Source organism: Shewanella electrica (assembly GCF_022321485.1).
Lineage (GTDB): Bacteria > Pseudomonadota > Gammaproteobacteria > Enterobacterales > Shewanellaceae > Shewanella > Shewanella electrica.
In genome coordinates this window covers 1-17,336 of sequence record NZ_JAKOGG010000025.1, presented here as the reverse complement: position 1 = coordinate 17,336, position 17,336 = coordinate 1, and the positions used below count along the sequence as shown (strand labels likewise).

Annotated in this window: 15 protein-coding genes; 4 read left to right on the top strand and 11 right to left on the bottom strand. The window is 47.7% G+C overall.

Translation table 11 applies throughout. The annotated features are described in order from the left end of the window. From L9G74_RS19650 to zwf, 5 genes are all read right to left on the bottom strand, one after another. Positions 1-894 (bottom strand): diguanylate cyclase (locus L9G74_RS19650; protein WP_238898479.1); only part of this gene is annotated, 894 nt, incomplete at its 3' end. 282 nt (positions 895-1,176) lie between these two features. Beyond that, a complete protein-coding gene (locus tag L9G74_RS19645; protein WP_238898478.1) occupies positions 1,177-1,827 on the bottom strand; it encodes a bifunctional 4-hydroxy-2-oxoglutarate aldolase/2-dehydro-3-deoxy-phosphogluconate aldolase in 651 nt (216 codons plus the stop codon). An 18-nt stretch (positions 1,828-1,845) separates the two neighbouring features. Further along, positions 1,846-3,672: a phosphogluconate dehydratase gene (edd, locus tag L9G74_RS19640; RefSeq protein ID WP_238898477.1), complete on the bottom strand. Its 1,827-nt coding sequence runs from the start codon at positions 3,670-3,672 to the stop codon at positions 1,846-1,848. Between the two features lie 11 nt (positions 3,673-3,683). Then, on the bottom strand, positions 3,684-4,388 hold the full coding sequence (gene pgl, locus L9G74_RS19635) for a 6-phosphogluconolactonase (protein ID WP_238898476.1): 705 nt from the start codon (positions 4,386-4,388) through the stop codon (positions 3,684-3,686). Positions 4,389-4,403: 15 nt separating this feature from the next. Further along, positions 4,404-5,876: a glucose-6-phosphate dehydrogenase gene (zwf, locus tag L9G74_RS19630; RefSeq protein WP_238898475.1), complete on the bottom strand. Its 1,473-nt coding sequence runs from the start codon at positions 5,874-5,876 to the stop codon at positions 4,404-4,406. 332 nt (positions 5,877-6,208) lie between these two features. Here zwf and L9G74_RS19625 point away from each other — a divergent pair, with 332 nt between their 5' ends. Together L9G74_RS19625 and pyk are read left to right on the top strand one after the other, a co-directional pair. Beyond that, positions 6,209-7,063: a MurR/RpiR family transcriptional regulator gene (locus L9G74_RS19625; protein ID WP_238898474.1), complete on the top strand. Its 855-nt coding sequence runs from the start codon at positions 6,209-6,211 to the stop codon at positions 7,061-7,063. 185 nt (positions 7,064-7,248) lie between these two features. Continuing rightward, on the top strand, positions 7,249-8,688 hold the full coding sequence (pyk, locus tag L9G74_RS19620; RefSeq protein WP_238898473.1) for a pyruvate kinase: 1,440 nt from the start codon (positions 7,249-7,251) through the stop codon (positions 8,686-8,688). Between the two features lie 518 nt (positions 8,689-9,206). Here the strand turns inward: pyk and L9G74_RS19615 are convergent. The 3 genes from L9G74_RS19615 to smrA form a co-directional block, all read right to left on the bottom strand. Further along, complete coding sequence (locus tag L9G74_RS19615) at positions 9,207-11,483, bottom strand: acyl-CoA dehydrogenase (protein ID WP_438944593.1); 2,277 nt, start codon at positions 11,481-11,483, stop codon at positions 9,207-9,209. Positions 11,484-11,507: 24 nt separating this feature from the next. Next, positions 11,508-12,134, bottom strand: a complete 627-nt coding sequence (gene psrA / locus L9G74_RS19610) for a TetR family transcriptional repressor PsrA (protein ID WP_238898472.1) — start codon at positions 12,132-12,134, stop codon at positions 11,508-11,510. A gap of 84 nt (positions 12,135-12,218) precedes the next feature. Next, a complete protein-coding gene (gene smrA, locus L9G74_RS19605) occupies positions 12,219-12,806 on the bottom strand; it encodes a DNA endonuclease SmrA (protein WP_238898471.1) in 588 nt (195 codons plus the stop codon). Between the two features lie 110 nt (positions 12,807-12,916). On the opposite strand from smrA, the gene L9G74_RS19600 reads away from it, so the two are divergent. Both L9G74_RS19600 and L9G74_RS19595 read left to right on the top strand, forming a co-directional pair. Next, a complete protein-coding gene (locus L9G74_RS19600) occupies positions 12,917-13,483 on the top strand; it encodes a YybH family protein (protein WP_238898470.1) in 567 nt (188 codons plus the stop codon). Between the two features lie 10 nt (positions 13,484-13,493). After that, complete coding sequence (locus L9G74_RS19595; RefSeq protein ID WP_238898469.1) at positions 13,494-13,964, top strand: YchJ family protein; 471 nt, start codon at positions 13,494-13,496, stop codon at positions 13,962-13,964. Here L9G74_RS19595 and L9G74_RS19590 read toward each other — a convergent pair. The 3 genes from L9G74_RS19590 to L9G74_RS19580 all read right to left on the bottom strand — a co-directional run bounded on the left by L9G74_RS19590 (position 13,961) and on the right by L9G74_RS19580 (position 17,133). Continuing rightward, positions 13,961-16,147: a putative bifunctional diguanylate cyclase/phosphodiesterase gene (locus L9G74_RS19590; RefSeq protein ID WP_238898468.1), complete on the bottom strand. Its 2,187-nt coding sequence runs from the start codon at positions 16,145-16,147 to the stop codon at positions 13,961-13,963. The genes L9G74_RS19595 and L9G74_RS19590 overlap by 4 nt on opposite strands. Before the next feature lie 134 nt (positions 16,148-16,281). Next, the gene (locus L9G74_RS19585) at positions 16,282-16,572 is read right to left on the bottom strand and encodes a DUF406 family protein (RefSeq protein WP_238898467.1); all 291 of its coding nucleotides are present in this window, start codon (positions 16,570-16,572) and stop codon (positions 16,282-16,284) included. 72 nt (positions 16,573-16,644) lie between these two features. Further along, positions 16,645-17,133, bottom strand: coding sequence for a VC2046/SO_2500 family protein (locus tag L9G74_RS19580; RefSeq protein ID WP_238898466.1), 489 nt, complete (start codon positions 17,131-17,133; stop codon positions 16,645-16,647). Between the last annotated feature and the right edge of the window lie 203 nt (positions 17,134-17,336).

Genomic DNA, 17,336 nt, shown 5'->3' with positions numbered 1-17,336 from the left:
TGTCGATACACTTCGAGGGGCGCTTAGACGCTCATATAGATCTGTGAATAGGCTGACACAGAATATTGAACACCCTCCTTGGTCGACTACCGAGGTAATGTCCGAGTATGGTTTTAGCTCAGCAATACCAAATGACGCTGTCGCTTTCACGATATTTCCTGCCGTGTATAGTGCCATCTGCTCAATCTCAGTTCGCATCAGCTCTGCGAGTTTAACAGCGTCCGGCATATCTGTTTGAATGAGAGAAATAACAAACTCCTCGCCACCATAACGGAACACTTTATCTAGGCTTCTGAGATGCTTTATTACCACATCGATGGTGCCTTTTAACACATCATCACCCACGCTATGGCCATAGTTATCATTAATGGACTTAAAATGGTCAAGGTCAAACATAATGATGCAGGCACGTTTGACATTAGAAGCAAGTAATTGACCAATTTTGACTAATTCATCGTCCAAAGAACGACGGTTAAACGCACCGGTTAACGGATCGCGGTTATACAATAGGATATTGAGCTCTTTCTTAAATTCTTCCAATTTATTAACAAAATCATCTAGATGTAGATAAAAGTCATCAAATTCAACGGTGCTAACGCTTTGGAGATGGCTTTCACTGCGTAACATTGATGCTGCAGTTTGATGTAGCAATTGGTGGTGGTGTTGAATATCGCAGAAGATGGGATGTTTAGTTAACTCTTGTGGGTGTTCACCGTAATACCATTGACCAAAAGCACAAAGCTCATGCGCGTTGTCAAACAGGTCAATGTCGGAGTGTTCTACATGGCAGGTGATGGTACGCATCAATCTTCTAACCCACACCCTATGGGATAAAATTGCATTATCGATTTTTTCGATCACTGGTACTAACTCACTGTTTGGCAGTGTATGCATAGTCTTCATCCAAGTTGAATACTTACCTTACAACAGAAGTTTTCCTTAAGAAAATACAATATAGATCTTGAATTAAATCAAGCGCCAGCGGTTACATCAGCTAAACAATCCAAGTTGTTCATTGGTTGTGTAATTTTCAAAAAGTGTCAAATCATCTGCTTTTACCTGCGACTAACTCCTTTGGCGTGGAGGATATTTCACTAGCCATGCATTCTGCCAAAAAAAAACGCCCGCGGGATAAGCCGCAGGCGCTTTAATTATTCACTCTTTAGCATTGCTGAGTTACACGTCTTTCACACCGCTAAGCGCTTCTTGGCACAGCTTAGTGATATGTTCCCAATCACCCTCTTCCATGGCGCTTACTGGCGCAATCCAGCTACCACCGATACAGTCTACGTTAGAGAGTTTGAGGTAATCGCGGTAGTTCTCTGGCGTAATTCCCCCAGTTGGGCAAAAGCGCACGCCAGCGAGCGGGCCACCGAATGCTTTTAGCGCCCCAACGCCACCAGAAGCTTCAGCAGGGAAAAACTTGAAGAATTGATAACCTTGGTTCAAGCCTTCCATCACTTCAGAGATACTCGCGACACCAGGGATCAACGGGATAGAACCTGCTTTGCCAGCGGCCAAAATCGCCGGTGTTGCTCCGGGAGTAATGGCGAACTGAGCACCCGCTTCAGTGGCTTGTTTTAGTTGCGCTTCATTCAAAATAGTACCTGCTCCCACTACTGCGTCAGGTACTTCTTTGGCAATTTTGCTGATTGCCGCTAAAGCACATTCAGTGCGTAACGTCACTTCCAGTACTTTGATGCCGCCCGCGACTAAAGCCTTGGCGAGAGGCACAGCGTGTTCAAGCTTATTAATAACCATTACAGGAATAACTGGGCTCAGGTTAAATACCTCCTGAGGCTGCAGTGACCAGTGATTATTTGCCATCTTATTGTTCCTTAACGGTTAGTAATATTCATCAACGGCACTGGTGCTACGGGCACCAGTTTCTGGGCTACTAAAGCTTGCCCTTAAAGTTGTAAACAACTCACGTCCCATGCCATAACGCACATGACGCAAAGGTACTTCTTCAGCTGTACGCTTAGCGAGTTCCGCTTCATCAACTAGCACGGAGATCTCACCACTTTCACCATCTACGCGGATAACATCACCGGTTCTCACTTTGGCAATCAATCCACCGCCCAGCGCTTCTGGCGTTAAATGAATAGCCGCAGGTACTTTACCTGAGGCACCGGACATACGGCCATCTGTCACCAACGCAACATGGTAACCGCTGTCTTGTAATGAACCGAGAATTGGCGTTAGCTTGTGCAGTTCAGGCATACCGTTGGCTTTTGGGCCTTGGCCTTTCACCACAATCACACAATCACGGTTTAGCTCACCAGCTTTATACAAGCCGTTAAGCTTATCTTGATCATCAATGACCACCGCTGGTGCTTCCACTACACGATACTGAGGCTGCACTGCCGAGACTTTCATCACCGCGCGACCTAAGTTCCCCTTCAGCAGTTTCAAACCACCATTGGGTTGGAACGCTTTTGACACCGGCGCCAATACGTCGGTATCAAGGCTTTCGGCTGGGCCATCAACCCACACTAATTGGTCATCAATCAAGCGTGGCTCTTGGGTATAACGGCGCAAGCCGTGACCAGCAACCGTTGCAACGTCTTCATGCAACATGCCAGCATCCAGCAGTTCGCGGATCAAAAATGCCATACCACCAGCAGCGTGAAAGTGGTTGATATCCGCATGTCCGTTTGGATAAACCCGAGCTAACAATGGCACCACAGCGGACAGCTCGGCAAAATCATCCCAGTTCACTATGATGCCCGCAGCACGTGCTGCAGCCACCATGTGCATGGTCAAATTCGTCGAACCGCCAGTAGCGAGTAACGCCACAATCCCGTTGACGATGGATTTCTCGTTGACCACTTCACCCACAGGAGTGTAATCCGTGCCCAGCGCCGTTAAGCGGCACACTTGGCGAGCAGCTGCTTGCGTCAGCGCTAAACGCAATGGATCATCAGGGTTCACAAACGAAGAGCCAGGCAACTGCAGCCCCATCACTTCTAACACCAACTGGTTGCTGTTAGCAGTACCGTAGAAAGTACAAGTACCCGCTGAGTGATAAGACTTAGCTTCGGCTTCGAGCAAGGCTGCACGGTCAACTTTGCCTTGGGCAAACAGTTGGCGTACCCGCGCTTTATCTTTGTTCGGAATACCTGAACGCATTGGCCCTGCAGGAACAAATAGCATTGGCAGATGACCAAAGCTCATAGCGCCGATCAGCAAGCCCGGCACAATTTTGTCACAGATCCCCAGCAATAACGCACCGTCAAACATGTTATGCGACAAACCAACGGCGGTAGCCATGGCAATCACTTCTCGGCTGATAAGACTCAGCTCCATGCCCGGCTGTCCTTGGGTGACACCATCACACATCGCAGGTACACCAGCTGCTACTTGAGCAACGCTGCCAACCGATTGGCAAGCTTGCTTAAGAATATCTGGGTAGTGCTCATACGGTTGATGTGCCGACAGCATGTCGTTAAACGCGGTGACAATGCCGATATTGGCCTTCGTCAGTTGCGTAAGTGATTGTTTATCATCGGCTGAACAGGCTGCAAAACCATGCGCCAAATTACCGCAGCTGAGGCTACTACGATACACGCCTTGGGCTTTTGCCTCGGCGATGGCTGCAAGATATTTGCCGCGATGTTCCTTACTACGAGCAATAATCCGTTCGGTCACTGCCGCTATTGTCGCATGCATGAAATTACTCCTTAGGCGCTCCAGAACACGTCCACTGGCGTTGTGTGTTGCGCCAATACTGCGCGTATTGGCATAGCCTTGATGTCATCGCTTTCTAGCGCTTTTTTATATACATCTAGCTTTTGCTCACCCACTAAGTGCAGATAGATCTGGCGACTATTTAAAATAGCGCGGCGGCTAAAGGTGATGCGTTCATAAGGTGCGGTTTGTGGTTGCACTGCACACAGTAATGCATCGGTATTTAATGCTGTGTCTAATTGTGCAGGCTCCGCACAAGGGAACCATGAGCAGGTATGGCCATCATTACCCATACCTAAAATCACCACATCAAACGGACGCGGGAAATTAGCCAACTGCTCAGTGGTCATATCCACCCCAGCAACAGCGGTGGCAAACATGTTTTTTAACCCACGGAACTTGGCATTAACCGCGCGATTTTTTAACAAACATTGACGCACAGTGTTCTCATTTGAATCGGCGTCATCAGCAGCGACCCAACGTTCATCCGCCAAGGTGATAAACACTTCACTCCAATCGATCGCTTTTTCACTGAGTTTATTAAATAGTCCGGTGGGTGTACGTCCACCAGAAACCACTAAACTGGCTGTGCCGCGTGTATCGATAGCGTCCTGTAGCTGAGTGGCAATGCGCTCAGCTAACTGCTGTTCTAACGACTCAGGGCTATCAAACGATTTAAAGACAGCTTCCTTAATCATTGAACTACTCCTTAATTATTCGTCCCAAGAACGGCCGTCTTTGGTGATCAGTGCCACAGAGGCGACGGGGCCCCATGTACCTGCTGGGTAGGCTTTCGGTTTTTCACCACTTTGCTCCCACGCTTGGATAATGCCGTCTACCCACGTCCACGATTGTTCAACTTCGTCGCGACGAACGAACAAAGCTTGGTTACCGGTCATGGCTTCCAGCAGCAGACGTTCATAAGCATCGGCAATACGCTCAGTTTTGAACGTATCAGAGAAGCTCAAGTCGAGTTTCGTGGTTTGTAAACGTTGTTTAGGCTCCAACCCCGGCACCTTGTTCATCATCTGAATTTCAACCCCTTCATGCGGTTGCAGACGGATGGTCAATTTGTTTGGTGGCAGGTTACGGTAACTATCACGGTACAAGTTGTGTGGTGGGTTTTTGAAATAGATAACGATCTCTGAACTTTTCACCGGCATACGCTTACCGCTACGCAGGTAGAAAGGCACCCCCGCCCAACGCCAGTTATCAATGTCAACGCGCAGCGCCACGAAAGTTTCGGTATTAGAATTGACGTTAGCGCCCTCTTCTTCCAAGTAGCCCGGCACTGGACTGCCTTTCAAGAAACCGGCGGAATATTGGCCGCGCACGGTGTTTTCAAACACGTTGTCCATGGTGATAGGACGCAGTGACTTCAACACTTTCACTTTTTCATCACGAACGCTATCGGCATCGAGGTTCACCGGTGGGTCCATCGCCACCAAGGTCAGTACTTGCACCAAGTGGTTTTGGATCATGTCGCGCATCTGACCGGCTTTATCAAAGTAACCCCAACGGCCTTCAATACCCACTTCTTCTGCTACGGTGATCTGTACATGGTCAACCGTACGGTTATCCCATTTAGAGGCGAAGATTGAGTTAGCGAAACGCAGTGCAATCAAGTTTTGCACGGTTTCTTTACCCAAGTAGTGGTCGATACGGTAAACCTGCTTCTCACTAAAATAGGCAGAGACTTGGTCGTTGATCACTTTAGATGAGGCTAAATCGGAACCGATCGGCTTTTCTAACACGACGCGCGTTTCAGAGGTGATCAGGTCTTGCTCATGCAGACAACGACAAATATCACCGAAAATGGCTGGCGGAGTAGCGAAGTAGTTCACCATCACGCGTTTGCTCTGGTCAACCACCTCGTGAAATGCGGCGTACTCAGACGCTTCGGTAAAGTTAGCACCTATATAATGGCAACGTGCTAAGAAACGTTCGAGCGTCTTGCTATCTAATGGCTCTTTTACGAAGGTTTTAAGGGACTCTGTAACTTTCCCAACAAACTCTTCTCGAGTGAATTGATCTTTTGCTACACCGATAATTTGAGTATCTGCGTGCAATAAATCGGCTTTGTCTAGTTGATATAAAGAAGGTAACAACTTACGTCGAGCTAAGTCGCCTTTAGTACCAAAAAGTACGAAATCACAGGCTTTAGTCTCAGGTGCTGTTCTGCCCATAGCGGTATTGTCTCCATTGTGACAACGGCTGCGTACCTCTGTCGGTGTACGAAACCACTCTATTAGGAAATCGAAATACAAAATTTGTTGTAATATAACAACACGTATATCCAATTTCACCTAGTAATTAGTCGAACCCTTGAAATAGAATCTAGGCATAACGTTATTAAGTCTGATATGCTCTTTTGACCTAAAATCAAGACGTTCACGTCTGTTGGTGCTGCATTTGACACACGCGAACAACTCAAGGTGCGTTTTGTATTCTTGTTCACAGCATTGTGATCAAAGAATTAAGAAAATTACATAACCATTTTCAGCGGACGTTACATAGTATGAATACCCTTGAAAAGGTTCAAAAGAACCTGCCTCATTTCAGCAAGTCTGAACGCAAAGTTGCCGAAGTGATTCTGGCTTCCCCCCAGACAGCCATTCATTCCAGCATCGCCACGCTGGCTAAACTAGCAGATGTCAGTGAACCTACAGTGAACCGTTTTTGTCGTCGTTTAGACACCAAAGGGTTTCCTGATTTTAAACTGCATCTCGCTCAAAGCCTTGCCAATGGTACTCCCTATGTTAGCCGACATGTAGAGGAAGATGACACACCCGATTCCTATACAAATAAAATCTTTGAATCTTCAATGGCTTCGCTCGATACCGCGCGACAAAGTATCGACCATTCGGCCATTAATCGAGCGGTAGATGTACTCACCCAAGCGAAGAAAATCTCTTTTTTCGGTCTGGGGGCCTCCGCCTCGGTAGCACATGATGCACAAAACAAATTCTTCCGTTTTAACGTCCCGGTGGTTTGCTTTGACGATGTGCTAATGCAACGCATGAGCTGTATCAGCAGCACCGAAGGGGATGTGGTGGTGTTGATTTCTCACACAGGCCGTACCAAATCGCTGATTGAGATAGCACGCCTCGCTCGTGAAAATGGCGCATCAGTTATCGGTATCACCGCAAAAAATTCGCCACTGAGTAAAGAATGTACCTTGCCAGTGACCTTAGAAGTGCCAGAAGACACTGATATGTACCTGCCAATGGCATCACGATTAGCACAATTAGTGATCGTCGATGTACTTGCAACTGGCTTTACATTGCGTCGCGGACCGCGCTTCCGTGAAAGCTTAAAACGGGTTAAAGAGGCGCTGAAAGAATCGCGCATCGAAAAAATCGATCAGCAGTAAGCTCACTATTCATGCAATCTGGGGCGGTAATTTCTCGATTACCGCCCCATTTCTTGTCAAACTTGTGTAATCTCACAAAAATAAACTTTGAATCAGATCGTTTTTTTGTCTGTAAGTTTCCTACACCATTGCATTTTGTATGATAAAATGCGTTCCAGATTCTTATAAACTTAACGGAGTTAACTATGTTCCGCAGAACTAAAATCGTTACCACTCTGGGCCCTGCCACAGATCGGGATGATAACCTGCGCAAAATTATTGCAGCTGGTGCCAACGTTGTTCGCTTGAACTTTTCTCATGGCTCTCCGGAAGACCACATGAAACGTGCCACCGATGCACGTAACATTGCTAAAGAACTTGGCAAACATGTGGCGATTCTTGGCGATCTACAGGGTCCAAAGATCCGCGTATCTACTTTCAAAGACAATAAAAAAGTACAACTGAAACTTGGACAACGCTTTGTGCTGGATGCTGAATTAGCAAAAGGCGAAGGTGATGAAAATCAAGTCGGTATTGACTACAAACAGTTACCAGATGACGTCTCTGTTGGCGATATTCTGATGCTGGATGATGGCCGCGTACAACTACAAGTTGAAGCAGTTGAAGGCCGTCGTGTTATCACATCAGTAACTGTTGCAGGTCCTTTGTCAAACAACAAAGGCATCAACAAAAAAGGTGGCGGTTTATCTGCTGCGGCGCTGACCGAAAAAGATAAAGCCGACATTCTTACTGCGGCTAAAATTGAAGTCGATTACTTAGCCGTATCGTTCCCTCGCAGTGGCGCCGATCTGGATTATGCGCGCGAACTCGCTCGAGCCGCTGGTAGCCAAGCATTAATCGTCTCTAAAGTCGAACGTGCCGAAGCTGTTGCCTCTGAAGAAGCGATGGACGATGTGATCAAAGCGTCTGACGTGGTGATGGTCGCTCGTGGCGACTTAGGTGTAGAAATCGGCGATGCTGCATTAGTTGCAGTACAAAAACGTTTGATTGCTCGCTCTCGTCAGTTAAACAAAGTCGTGATCACTGCCACTCAAATGATGGAGTCAATGATCTCTAGCCCAATGCCAACTCGCGCCGAAGTGATGGACGTCGCCAACGCAGTGCTAGATGGTACTGACGCGGTGATGTTGTCTGCTGAAACGGCTGCGGGTGACTTCCCAGAAGAAACCGTTAAAGCGATGGCGAACGTGTGCCAAGGTGCTGAAGCGCATCCTTCTGCCCGTGTATCTAAACACCGTTTGGATCAGCACTTCTCTTCTGTAGAAGAAACCATCGCGTTGTCGACCATGTACGCAGCGAACCATTTAGATGGTGTCAAAGCGATTATTGCGTTAACTGAGTCAGGTGCGACACCAAAACTGATGTCACGCATCAGCTCTGCCCTGCCGATTTTCGCGTTGACGCGTCATCCACGTACATTGGCAAGCATGGCGTTATATCGCGGTGTATATCCAGTACAATTTGACACTACTGCACACAAGGCTGAAGAAGTGGCCCGTGCCGCATTAGAATGTCTGCGTGAACGCGGTGTGCTTGAATCAGGTGACTTGGTTCTGATGACTAAGGGTGACGTGATGGAAACCATCGGCGGCACCAACACCAGCAAAGTACTGATTGTGCCGTAGGCATAGCGCTACTCTGTGTTGTATCGAAAAGGTACGTCTTGCACGTGCCTTTTCTTTTATCTGCGTCCTGCCCATAAATGAGGCGACATCTAGTGCAGGGTGAGAGCACACTAACCTATTCGTTCATCAAACAAGCAATACGTTTACCTTTTGAACTAACTAATTTGTATTTTCTCGGCAAATTTTGTGGAAATTGACTTAGTTTTTAAGCTCGAATACGACTTGTTTAAGAAACAAACTAAGTATGCTCGCGCCCTGACATCTAGTGGCCGTTATGATGGCAACAACATTTGACCTAATCAGAGTGAATGTCAAAAACGGTTGCAGCAATGCCCATATATTTGCCAAACGTTGCGCCCATTGTTTTTTTTATGTAAGCGGCATCAGTTCGGCCTACCATCAATAAATCCACGCTTTTGCAGCGGCACCTAAACGCTAAAACTCACGTCAACCGTCCACCCAAGGCAAGAAAAAGCCACCGACGCTGCGGTGGCTTCATGTGCCGATATCAACGGCTGTTAGAGACGTTCAAAATCATCGACATTGATAGCGGCTAAGCGTAAGCGGTTAGCCTCTTGCAAACTTGCAGCCTCTTCATCAGAGATAATTTTTTGCTCCAGTGCCGCGGAGATCAACTGCTCTGGCGACAAACTCTTGGCCAACTTACCCGCTTTCTGCGCCTCACGCAGCCGTGAGAACAGTTCGCGGCAAGCGTAAAGCGCGCGGAATGCTTGCTCAACCTCAGCAATGCCTGAACTATCTTCTTTACCAAACTCTGGCGCCAGATGGGTCAGACGCTCACGTGCAGGGCTTGGTTTTTGCAGCTCGCTGGCAACTTGTTTACTTAAATCATCACTCGGTCCGTTAAAGCGATTGCCCAATGGGAACACGACTAAACGCAACATCCAAGCGAGCGGACGATTCGGGAAGTTGCGAATAGCACCGTCTAAGGCCTTGGCGGCCAGTTGCAAACGGGTTTCCAGCGCATGCTTAACTATCGGAAGGTCATCATACTGACGGCCAGTATCTTCAAAATGCTTCAGTGTTGCCGATGCCAAATACAGCTGACTCAGTACATCGCCCAATCGCGCAGATAACATCTCACGGCGTTTCAGATCGCCACCGAGCACTAACATCGCAATATCGGTCACAAAGGCCAACGCTGCCGAGAAGCGCCCCATCCATTTGTAGTATTGGCGAGTATCGCCGCTCACCGGTGCGGCAGCGAACACGCTATAACTCAACCCATGCAATAATGCGCTACCTGCGTTACGCGCACTGTAACCCAAATGCCCCATCAACAAGTCGTCGAAGCGGATCAGTGCCTCGTCTTCATCTTGCATTTGCGCCGCTTCCATCTCCGCCAGCACATAAGGATGGCAACGGGTCGCGCCCTGCCCAAAAATCATCAAACTGCGAGTAAGAATATTGGCACCTTCAACGGTGATTGAAATCGGATTTGCCATATATCCATGGGCCAAATAATTCTTCGGCCCCATTTGAATGCCCTTGCCTGACTGAATATCCATCGCGTCATTCATCACTTGACGGCCCAACTCGGTCATGTGGTATTTCGCGATCGCCGTCACCACCGACGGTTTGACTTTCAAATCGATACCGGTGGTGGTCAAACGACGTGCAGCTTCTAATTGGTAGGTGTTGCTAATAATGCGCGCTAAGGCTTCTTGCACACCTTCAAATTGGCCGATGGACAAGCCAAACTGTTTGCGTATATAGGAATAGGCCGTGGTAGTTTTAGTCGCTAGGTGACCGGTGGCTGTTGCCAACGCAGGCAGTGAAATACCGCGCCCGGCTGATAGACATTCCACCAGCATACGCCAGCCTTTGCCGGCGTATTCAGGCCCGCCAATAATCCAATCCAACGGAATGAATACCTCTTCGCCGTGCGTCGTGCCATTCATAAATGCCATGTGTAACGGATCGTGACGGCGGCCAATATTGACGCCCTTGTGTGATGTCGGGATCAACGCGCAGGTGATGCCAAGATGCTCCTTGTCACCCAATAGATGTTCGGGATCGCGCATTTGAAACGCTAATCCCAGTACGGTCGCGACTGGCGCCAAGGTGATATAACGTTTGTTCCATGTCAGTTTTAAGCCGAGAACCTCTTCGCCTTCAAACTGACCACGACACACCACGCCAACGTCTGGAATGGCGCCAGCATCTGAGCCTGCTTCTGGTCCGGTTAACGCAAAGCAAGGGATTTCAGTACCATCTGCAAGAGCAGGCAACCAGCGTTGTTTCTGTGCCTCGGTACCATAGTGTGTTAACAGTTCACCGGGGCCGAGCGAGTTAGGCACCATCACTGTGACAGCGGTACTTAAGCTACGCGAGGCAATCTTACTGACAATGGTCGAATTGGCGTATGCCGAAAAGGCTTTACCGCCAAACTTTTTCGGAATAATCAGCGCAAAAAAGCCTTCTTGCTTAAGATAGCTCCACACCTCTGGCGGCAGATCACGCCGTTGATTGACGATGTCATAATCATCCAACATCTTCAGCAAGGTATTAACCTGATTATCAATAAATGACTTTTCTTCTACGCTTAAGGCTGGTTTGCCGTAGCTGTGCAGTAAGTCCCAATTCGGCTTACCACGGAATAACTCAGCCTCCCACCAGATGTCACCCGCTTCCATCGCCTGCCGTTCAGTATCAGACAGTGGCGGCAGCACCTTGCGGAAAAAACGCAACGTGGGCGCACTAATAAATCGAAAACGTAGCTCTTTGACTACGAACAACGCGACAACCAACGCGATAATAATGATGAGTAAAATAGTCATAATGTTACCTATGGGTAGTTATACCGCTACGCCGGATGCAATGTAGGGGATCACTTTACGAATAACCGTTTCAATGTTGTTGCGCTCACCAAAATCGGCCGCCGCAATATCCATTAATGCATCGGCCGAGCCCATGGTGAATACCACCGTTCCTAACGTAAAGTGCAGTCGCCAAAAGATGTCGGCTTTAGGAATGTTTGGCACGCTTTGCTGTACCGCGGTGACAAACAGGTTCAGATGTTCACCGTAATGCGAGGTGATAAACCAACGCAGATGCCCTTGGCTTTCGATATAGCCACGCCCGAGTAACTGCAGAAAAGTGCGCGTTCCGCCTGCACGAATACGCTCAAGCGCCAACAGCGGCGCAACTAATGCTGAAAAAATCTCGGTGAGTGACGCATTGGGTTTCTGCTGCCGAATCGCGGTGATCTCATCCGCTGCAGCAGGCATGAACTGATCGAGATAACGCGCCAACACCGCTCGGATCAGCTCCTTTTTAGAACCAAAATGGTAGTTCACCGATGCCAAGTTGACCTCGGCCTTACTGGTGATGAGACGAAGAGATGTTTCAGAAAAGCCACGCTCGGCGAATAGCTTTTCTGCAGCATCAAGTATTTTGGTTTTAGTATCGATTCGGCCGGACATAGCGCCCTCAATCAAATTTTAAACATACGTTTAAATTAATTGTTGACCGCTAGTATGTCAAACAAAATACTCTGCCAATATTGTCTAACGTTTGCGGACACCTCTGGCGTTAATTTCGCGGCTCTCAATTCGCTTAGCGGTAGACTTGGGCAACATCACATAGACCGCACCATAACCGCCATGATGACGTTGCGCGCTATGAAATGCCATCACCTCGTCGACTTGAGTTAACCAGTAGTTGACGCATGATTTGATCAACGCAGGAAACGGCTTACTGCTATAGCCCTTACCATGAATAATGCTAACGCAGCGATGACCACGCTTGATCTGAGCTTGTAAAAACGACAACAGGAAATCTCTGGCTTGTGTGACCGATAAAGCGTGGACATCAAGTTCTGCCGCAACGTGATATTGGCCTAAACGCAAATTCTTAAACACGGCATCTTGTACACCTTCCCGTTTGAAACTCAACATATCTTCCGGCTTAACGGGAGGAATTAGCGCCAGTTCTGTGGTCATACGCTGGTGATATTCGCTAAGTTCGGCTGCCGCCTTGCGGGCTAACTGCCCAGCAGATGGCGCACTGCGACTGATTTGTTGGCTAACATCATGAGTAAGTGGCACGACATCGGCCATCTCTTCCAGAAAAAGATTACGGTCATTTTGCTGCATTGCCGCCCCCTGACGCAAAATTGGCTACACACTTTGTAAATAAATCAATCTTCTGATTAAAATACGCATCCATTATAGTGACCACAACAGCATAATCTCCGAATTACTTAATGAAATTCTTATTAACTGCTTTCATCTTACTCAGTCTGATGATCACCCCTAGCTGGGCTAAAACACACCAAGAGCAAGATCAGGCAGCCTTGAATGCGGTTTACCTGCAATATGCCAAAGCTTTTGCCGCATTGGACGCGAACGAGCTGACGCCGGTGTACGCAGAAAATGCAACTTATTTGCCGGAACAACCCAGTAATGGGATTATTAAAGGTCGTGCAGAAGTGTTGGCGCTCTATCAGAAGTTCTTTGATCGCGTCAAAAAACGCCGCGCCACATTAGAGGTGGATTTTCGCGTGGTGGACCGACAACGTCACGGTAACGAAGTGATTGACATCTGCTATTACATGGTCCGATTTCATCCGCCCAAAGATACCGAAGAGCCGATCAGTGAGTTTGCCGGCAAATTAGTGATGGTGCTAAAGCAAGACGAAAAAGCACAATGGCAAGCGGTACTCGATGTCAGCAACCGTGCAGAGCCACAGCTTTATTACGACGCAACACCGAAACCTAATTGGTATTACGGTGAACAATTTTTGCCACTTAAAGCGCCAATAAATCCTTAGGTGTACCATCATGAGTAACCCGCTTTCTGCCGCCGCTAACTGTCCATGTCATAGCGGCGAGCGTTATGGCAACTGCTGCCAGCCATTTCATATTCACCACCACGCGCCAACGCCAGAGCGTTTGATGCGTTCACGTTATAGCGCATTTGTTTTGCAACTGTTCGATTATCTGTTATTGACTCATGCGGCCGATTATCGTGCCGATCTCACGATTCAAGCATTAGTCGAGGCGACGCCAGATCAATGGTTGGGGTTGCAAGTGTTTAATAGTGAGCAACAGGACAATAATGGGCAAGTCCACTTCTGTGCTTGGTTTAAAGATGGTGGGCAAATTGGGGCGATTCATGAAGTGTCACAGTTTATTCTGCAACATGGCCAGTGGTATTACACCACAGGTGAACAGCTACCAGTAAAGCTTCCTGGCCGCAATGATCCGTGCGTCTGTGGCAGTGGTAAGAAATTTAAGCAGTGCTGTATTTAGTGCAGCACTGCTTCTTTAGCGTTTTCGATAAACGAGGAAAACTCAGCTTGGCGTAGTGCAGGACTATATAGGAATCCCTGCGCTTGATGACACAGGTTTTCTGTGAGGAAGGTTTCCTGTTCGGTATTCTCTACCCCTTCCGCCGTCAATGAAATATTTAGCGCTTTCGCCATCGCGATAATGGCGCTGACAATTTCACGACTTTGATGGCTAATATTCAGATCAGTAATAAACGAGCGGTCGATCTTCAGCTTACTGATAGGGAACTGTTTAAGATAACGCATAGAGCTGTAGCCCGTGCCAAAATCGTCAATCGCTAGCCCAACGCCAAGTTCGGCCAACTCTTGGCATAAGTTGGTGGCATAGCGAATGTCTTCCATCAACTCAGTTTCCGTGATTTCTAAAATTAAACTGCGCGATTTCAGTGGATAACGGTTCAGTAAGTCCCACACTTGCTCATACAAATTACCACCGAAGAATTGCCGAGCAGACACATTCACATGCATCGACAGATTAATATCGTGATGTTGCCATAAATATAGCTGTTTACACGCAGCCTCGAGCACCCACGAGCCAATAGCATTGATCAAACCGGTTTGTTCAGCGATATCAATAAATGCACCGGGATACAACACGCCACGCTTTGGATGGTGCCAACGTATCAATGCCTCTGCGCCGATGTAACGTTGCGTCTGCAAATCTTTTAACGGTTGGTAATAAAGTTCAAACTGGCGAGTACGAATGGCATGATTCAAGTCGCGCTCAAGTTCAGCATCATCCTTAAAAGCATCGAGCAAAGTCGACGTAAAGGTCTGGATCGTATGCCCCTGCTTTTTCTTAGCGCTTTGTAACGCAATATCGGCACAGGTCAGCGGCGATACGGTGCTAGCAACCTTTGAAATATCCACAATCGCTATCGCCGGCCGCACATCCACCGATTCGCAACCAAACGACACGGGATGTGATAGCTGCTGGTGTAACTTAGTCACCAACAGCGATAAATCTGCCACTTCGCTACTATGTAATAACAACGCAAATTCGTCGCTGCCCACCCGCGCGCATGTGTGACTATCACCAAAATGAGAGCTACTAAAACTACGCAAGCGGCGACCAACCTCGACGAGCATTTCATCGCCTAACTCATGGCCGTAGGTGTCATTGTAACGTTTGAATCCCATGAGATTGACCATGATCAGCCAACCTTCCGCCATACGATCCAAGGTCCGTTTAAAATAGGGGCGATTATACAAACCGGTTAAATTACAGTGCCATGCCAAATACTCAAGTTCGAGTTGGCTATGACGAATATCGGTGTAATCTTCCGCCGAGATCAGGGCAAAGTGATTACCAAGTGGCGTATCAAACTGACTAGCCGCAAACTTAATCCACACCTCATGACCAGCGAGGTGATGAAATGAATACATTCCGCGCACATAGTCACCGCAACATAGTTGCTTCAAGGTTTGCCTAGCTTCGTGCGGGTGTTCTTTGAAATAAACTAATTCATATAAGCTTTTGCCAACAATTTGCTCTGGAGCAATACCAGTAATCAGTTGGTGGGCCGCATTGACGTATTCAACCCGTTCTTGATGAAGGTTTACTAACATGGTGATTTGACGCGAGTTATCAATTGCCGACTGAAATAAACTCAGCATTTCGTCTTTTTGATAAGCGTCGTTGGTAGCTAAGGCTAGCGCTAGTTGATCGGCCACATGCGTGGCGATATCGATTTCAGCATTTTCCCACGCTGGCATCTGCTTAGTGCGCTCAAGGCTGAGCACGCCTTCGATATGACCATTGATACGAATGGCGACATCCAAACAACGCCCGATATCATTAGGAATAAAGTAATCAGTTTGTAGCTCTAACAACCGCATATCATTGCAAGCATCATCAGCGGCGATGTGCAAATGCCGACGCAATTCAGCAATGTACATTTCCAGATCCGCTAAATGTTTGGGCCTTTCACATGCAACGGCTTTGCCTGCGCGCGCGACAGCAAACTGAATATGTTGATCCTTCGACCAAGACCAAATACTGACCTGATTAACTTCCAGTTGTTCACTAAGTAATTGACTTGCCAACTTAGCGGTTTCAACAAAGTTGCCGGATTGTTTGGCCTCAGAATTCGTCAGCGACTCCAGTAACCGTTGAAACGTCTCACGATTAACGCCTATTCTCAAACCAATCACCTATGATATTCCACTGCTATGCCGCAGTTGTTTTATTAGTCCAGCAGATTACACAGCGCCTACTATTGACGCAATAAGTTTAATACTTACTTACATTTAACAATTTTGATGATGCACTTAGGCGACTATGGCAAGTTGTGCTGCAGTTGAAAGATCATTTTTTCAGCACTGCAGCCAAAAACGATACTCAACTGCACGCTGTGTTCTTGTTCTTGCAACTCAACCACCGCATCCGCAAAACGTTGTTGTGCCTGCTCAGCCAACATACCAGCTTCGGCTTTGGCATTTGCGCCAGCAAGATTAAGCTGCAGTTTGGTATCACCTTCTTCAACCACCGCGCCGATATCAACATAACTGCCGCATTCCGCACAGGTATCATTCACTAAACTGCTTTGTGCATCTTTGATACTTTTCATCTTTTGCTCCAGCTGTAAACGGGAATAGTTGCCATTATAAGCGGATTAGCAAGTTGAAGACTGTGCCTTAATTCACGCCGCGATACTCTTATTCAACCACATACGTTGTTCCGTAAGCTGATCGGCAAAGTCAGGCACTTGTGGTAACTCATTGGTGGTCGTACCTGCATATCGTGCTCGACTATGTAGGTCAAGGTTCTCGAGCACTTCGCTCATCGCCATCGAATGCTCGCCACGGATCACTAACGCTTCTGGCCGCAAACATTGCTGTAACCGAAATGCCGTCGCGTTTTGCTGAGAAAATACGGCGCTGTTATCGGTCACCGTCGGCTCGGTCGCTAGATTGGCTAGTAGCGGTTCAGTTGGCGGCAACTCGAAACGTTGACGCAACTGTTCAAGTGTCGATAACTCATCTTGCAGGTGAAATTGCGGCCAATCACGCGCATCTTGCGATAGCAAAGCGAGCAGTAGGCCAAAATCACCGCGATGATTTTGTTCAACCGCTTGATGCAGCTTGGGAGCAAGGTGTAGCTCGTTGACAATGACTGGCGTAGTTTGCATAAAAAAACATCAGAAAAACAATCTGTTGTTATTTAATCGACCAGTTGGCGAGGAACTTTAGCGTTTTTTTAAAATTCGGGCTTTACATGGTTTCTGATAATGTCTACTATTGCCGCCGCTAAATGAGGAGGGGTTCCCGAGTGGCCAAAGGGATCAGACTGTAAATCTGACGGCTCCGCCTTCGAAGGTTCGAATCCTTCTCC

Coding starts and splice junctions, on each gene's coding strand:
- L9G74_RS19645 (WP_238898478.1), bottom strand. CDS start 1,827: ATGGCAAATAATCACTGGTCACTGCAGCCTCAGGAGGTATTTAACCTG.
- edd (WP_238898477.1), bottom strand. CDS start 3,672: ATGCATGCGACAATAGCGGCAGTGACCGAACGGATTATTGCTCGTAGT.
- pgl (WP_238898476.1), bottom strand. CDS start 4,388: ATGATTAAGGAAGCTGTCTTTAAATCGTTTGATAGCCCTGAGTCGTTA.
- zwf (WP_238898475.1), bottom strand. CDS start 5,876: ATGGGCAGAACAGCACCTGAGACTAAAGCCTGTGATTTCGTACTTTTT.
- L9G74_RS19625 (WP_238898474.1), top strand. CDS start 6,209: ATGAATACCCTTGAAAAGGTTCAAAAGAACCTGCCTCATTTCAGCAAG.
- pyk (WP_238898473.1), top strand. CDS start 7,249: ATGTTCCGCAGAACTAAAATCGTTACCACTCTGGGCCCTGCCACAGAT.
- psrA (WP_238898472.1), bottom strand. CDS start 12,134: ATGTCCGGCCGAATCGATACTAAAACCAAAATACTTGATGCTGCAGAA.
- smrA (WP_238898471.1), bottom strand. CDS start 12,806: ATGCAGCAAAATGACCGTAATCTTTTTCTGGAAGAGATGGCCGATGTC.
- L9G74_RS19600 (WP_238898470.1), top strand. CDS start 12,917: ATGAAATTCTTATTAACTGCTTTCATCTTACTCAGTCTGATGATCACC.
- L9G74_RS19595 (WP_238898469.1), top strand. CDS start 13,494: ATGAGTAACCCGCTTTCTGCCGCCGCTAACTGTCCATGTCATAGCGGC.
- L9G74_RS19585 (WP_238898467.1), bottom strand. CDS start 16,572: ATGAAAAGTATCAAAGATGCACAAAGCAGTTTAGTGAATGATACCTGT.
- L9G74_RS19580 (WP_238898466.1), bottom strand. CDS start 17,133: ATGCAAACTACGCCAGTCATTGTCAACGAGCTACACCTTGCTCCCAAG.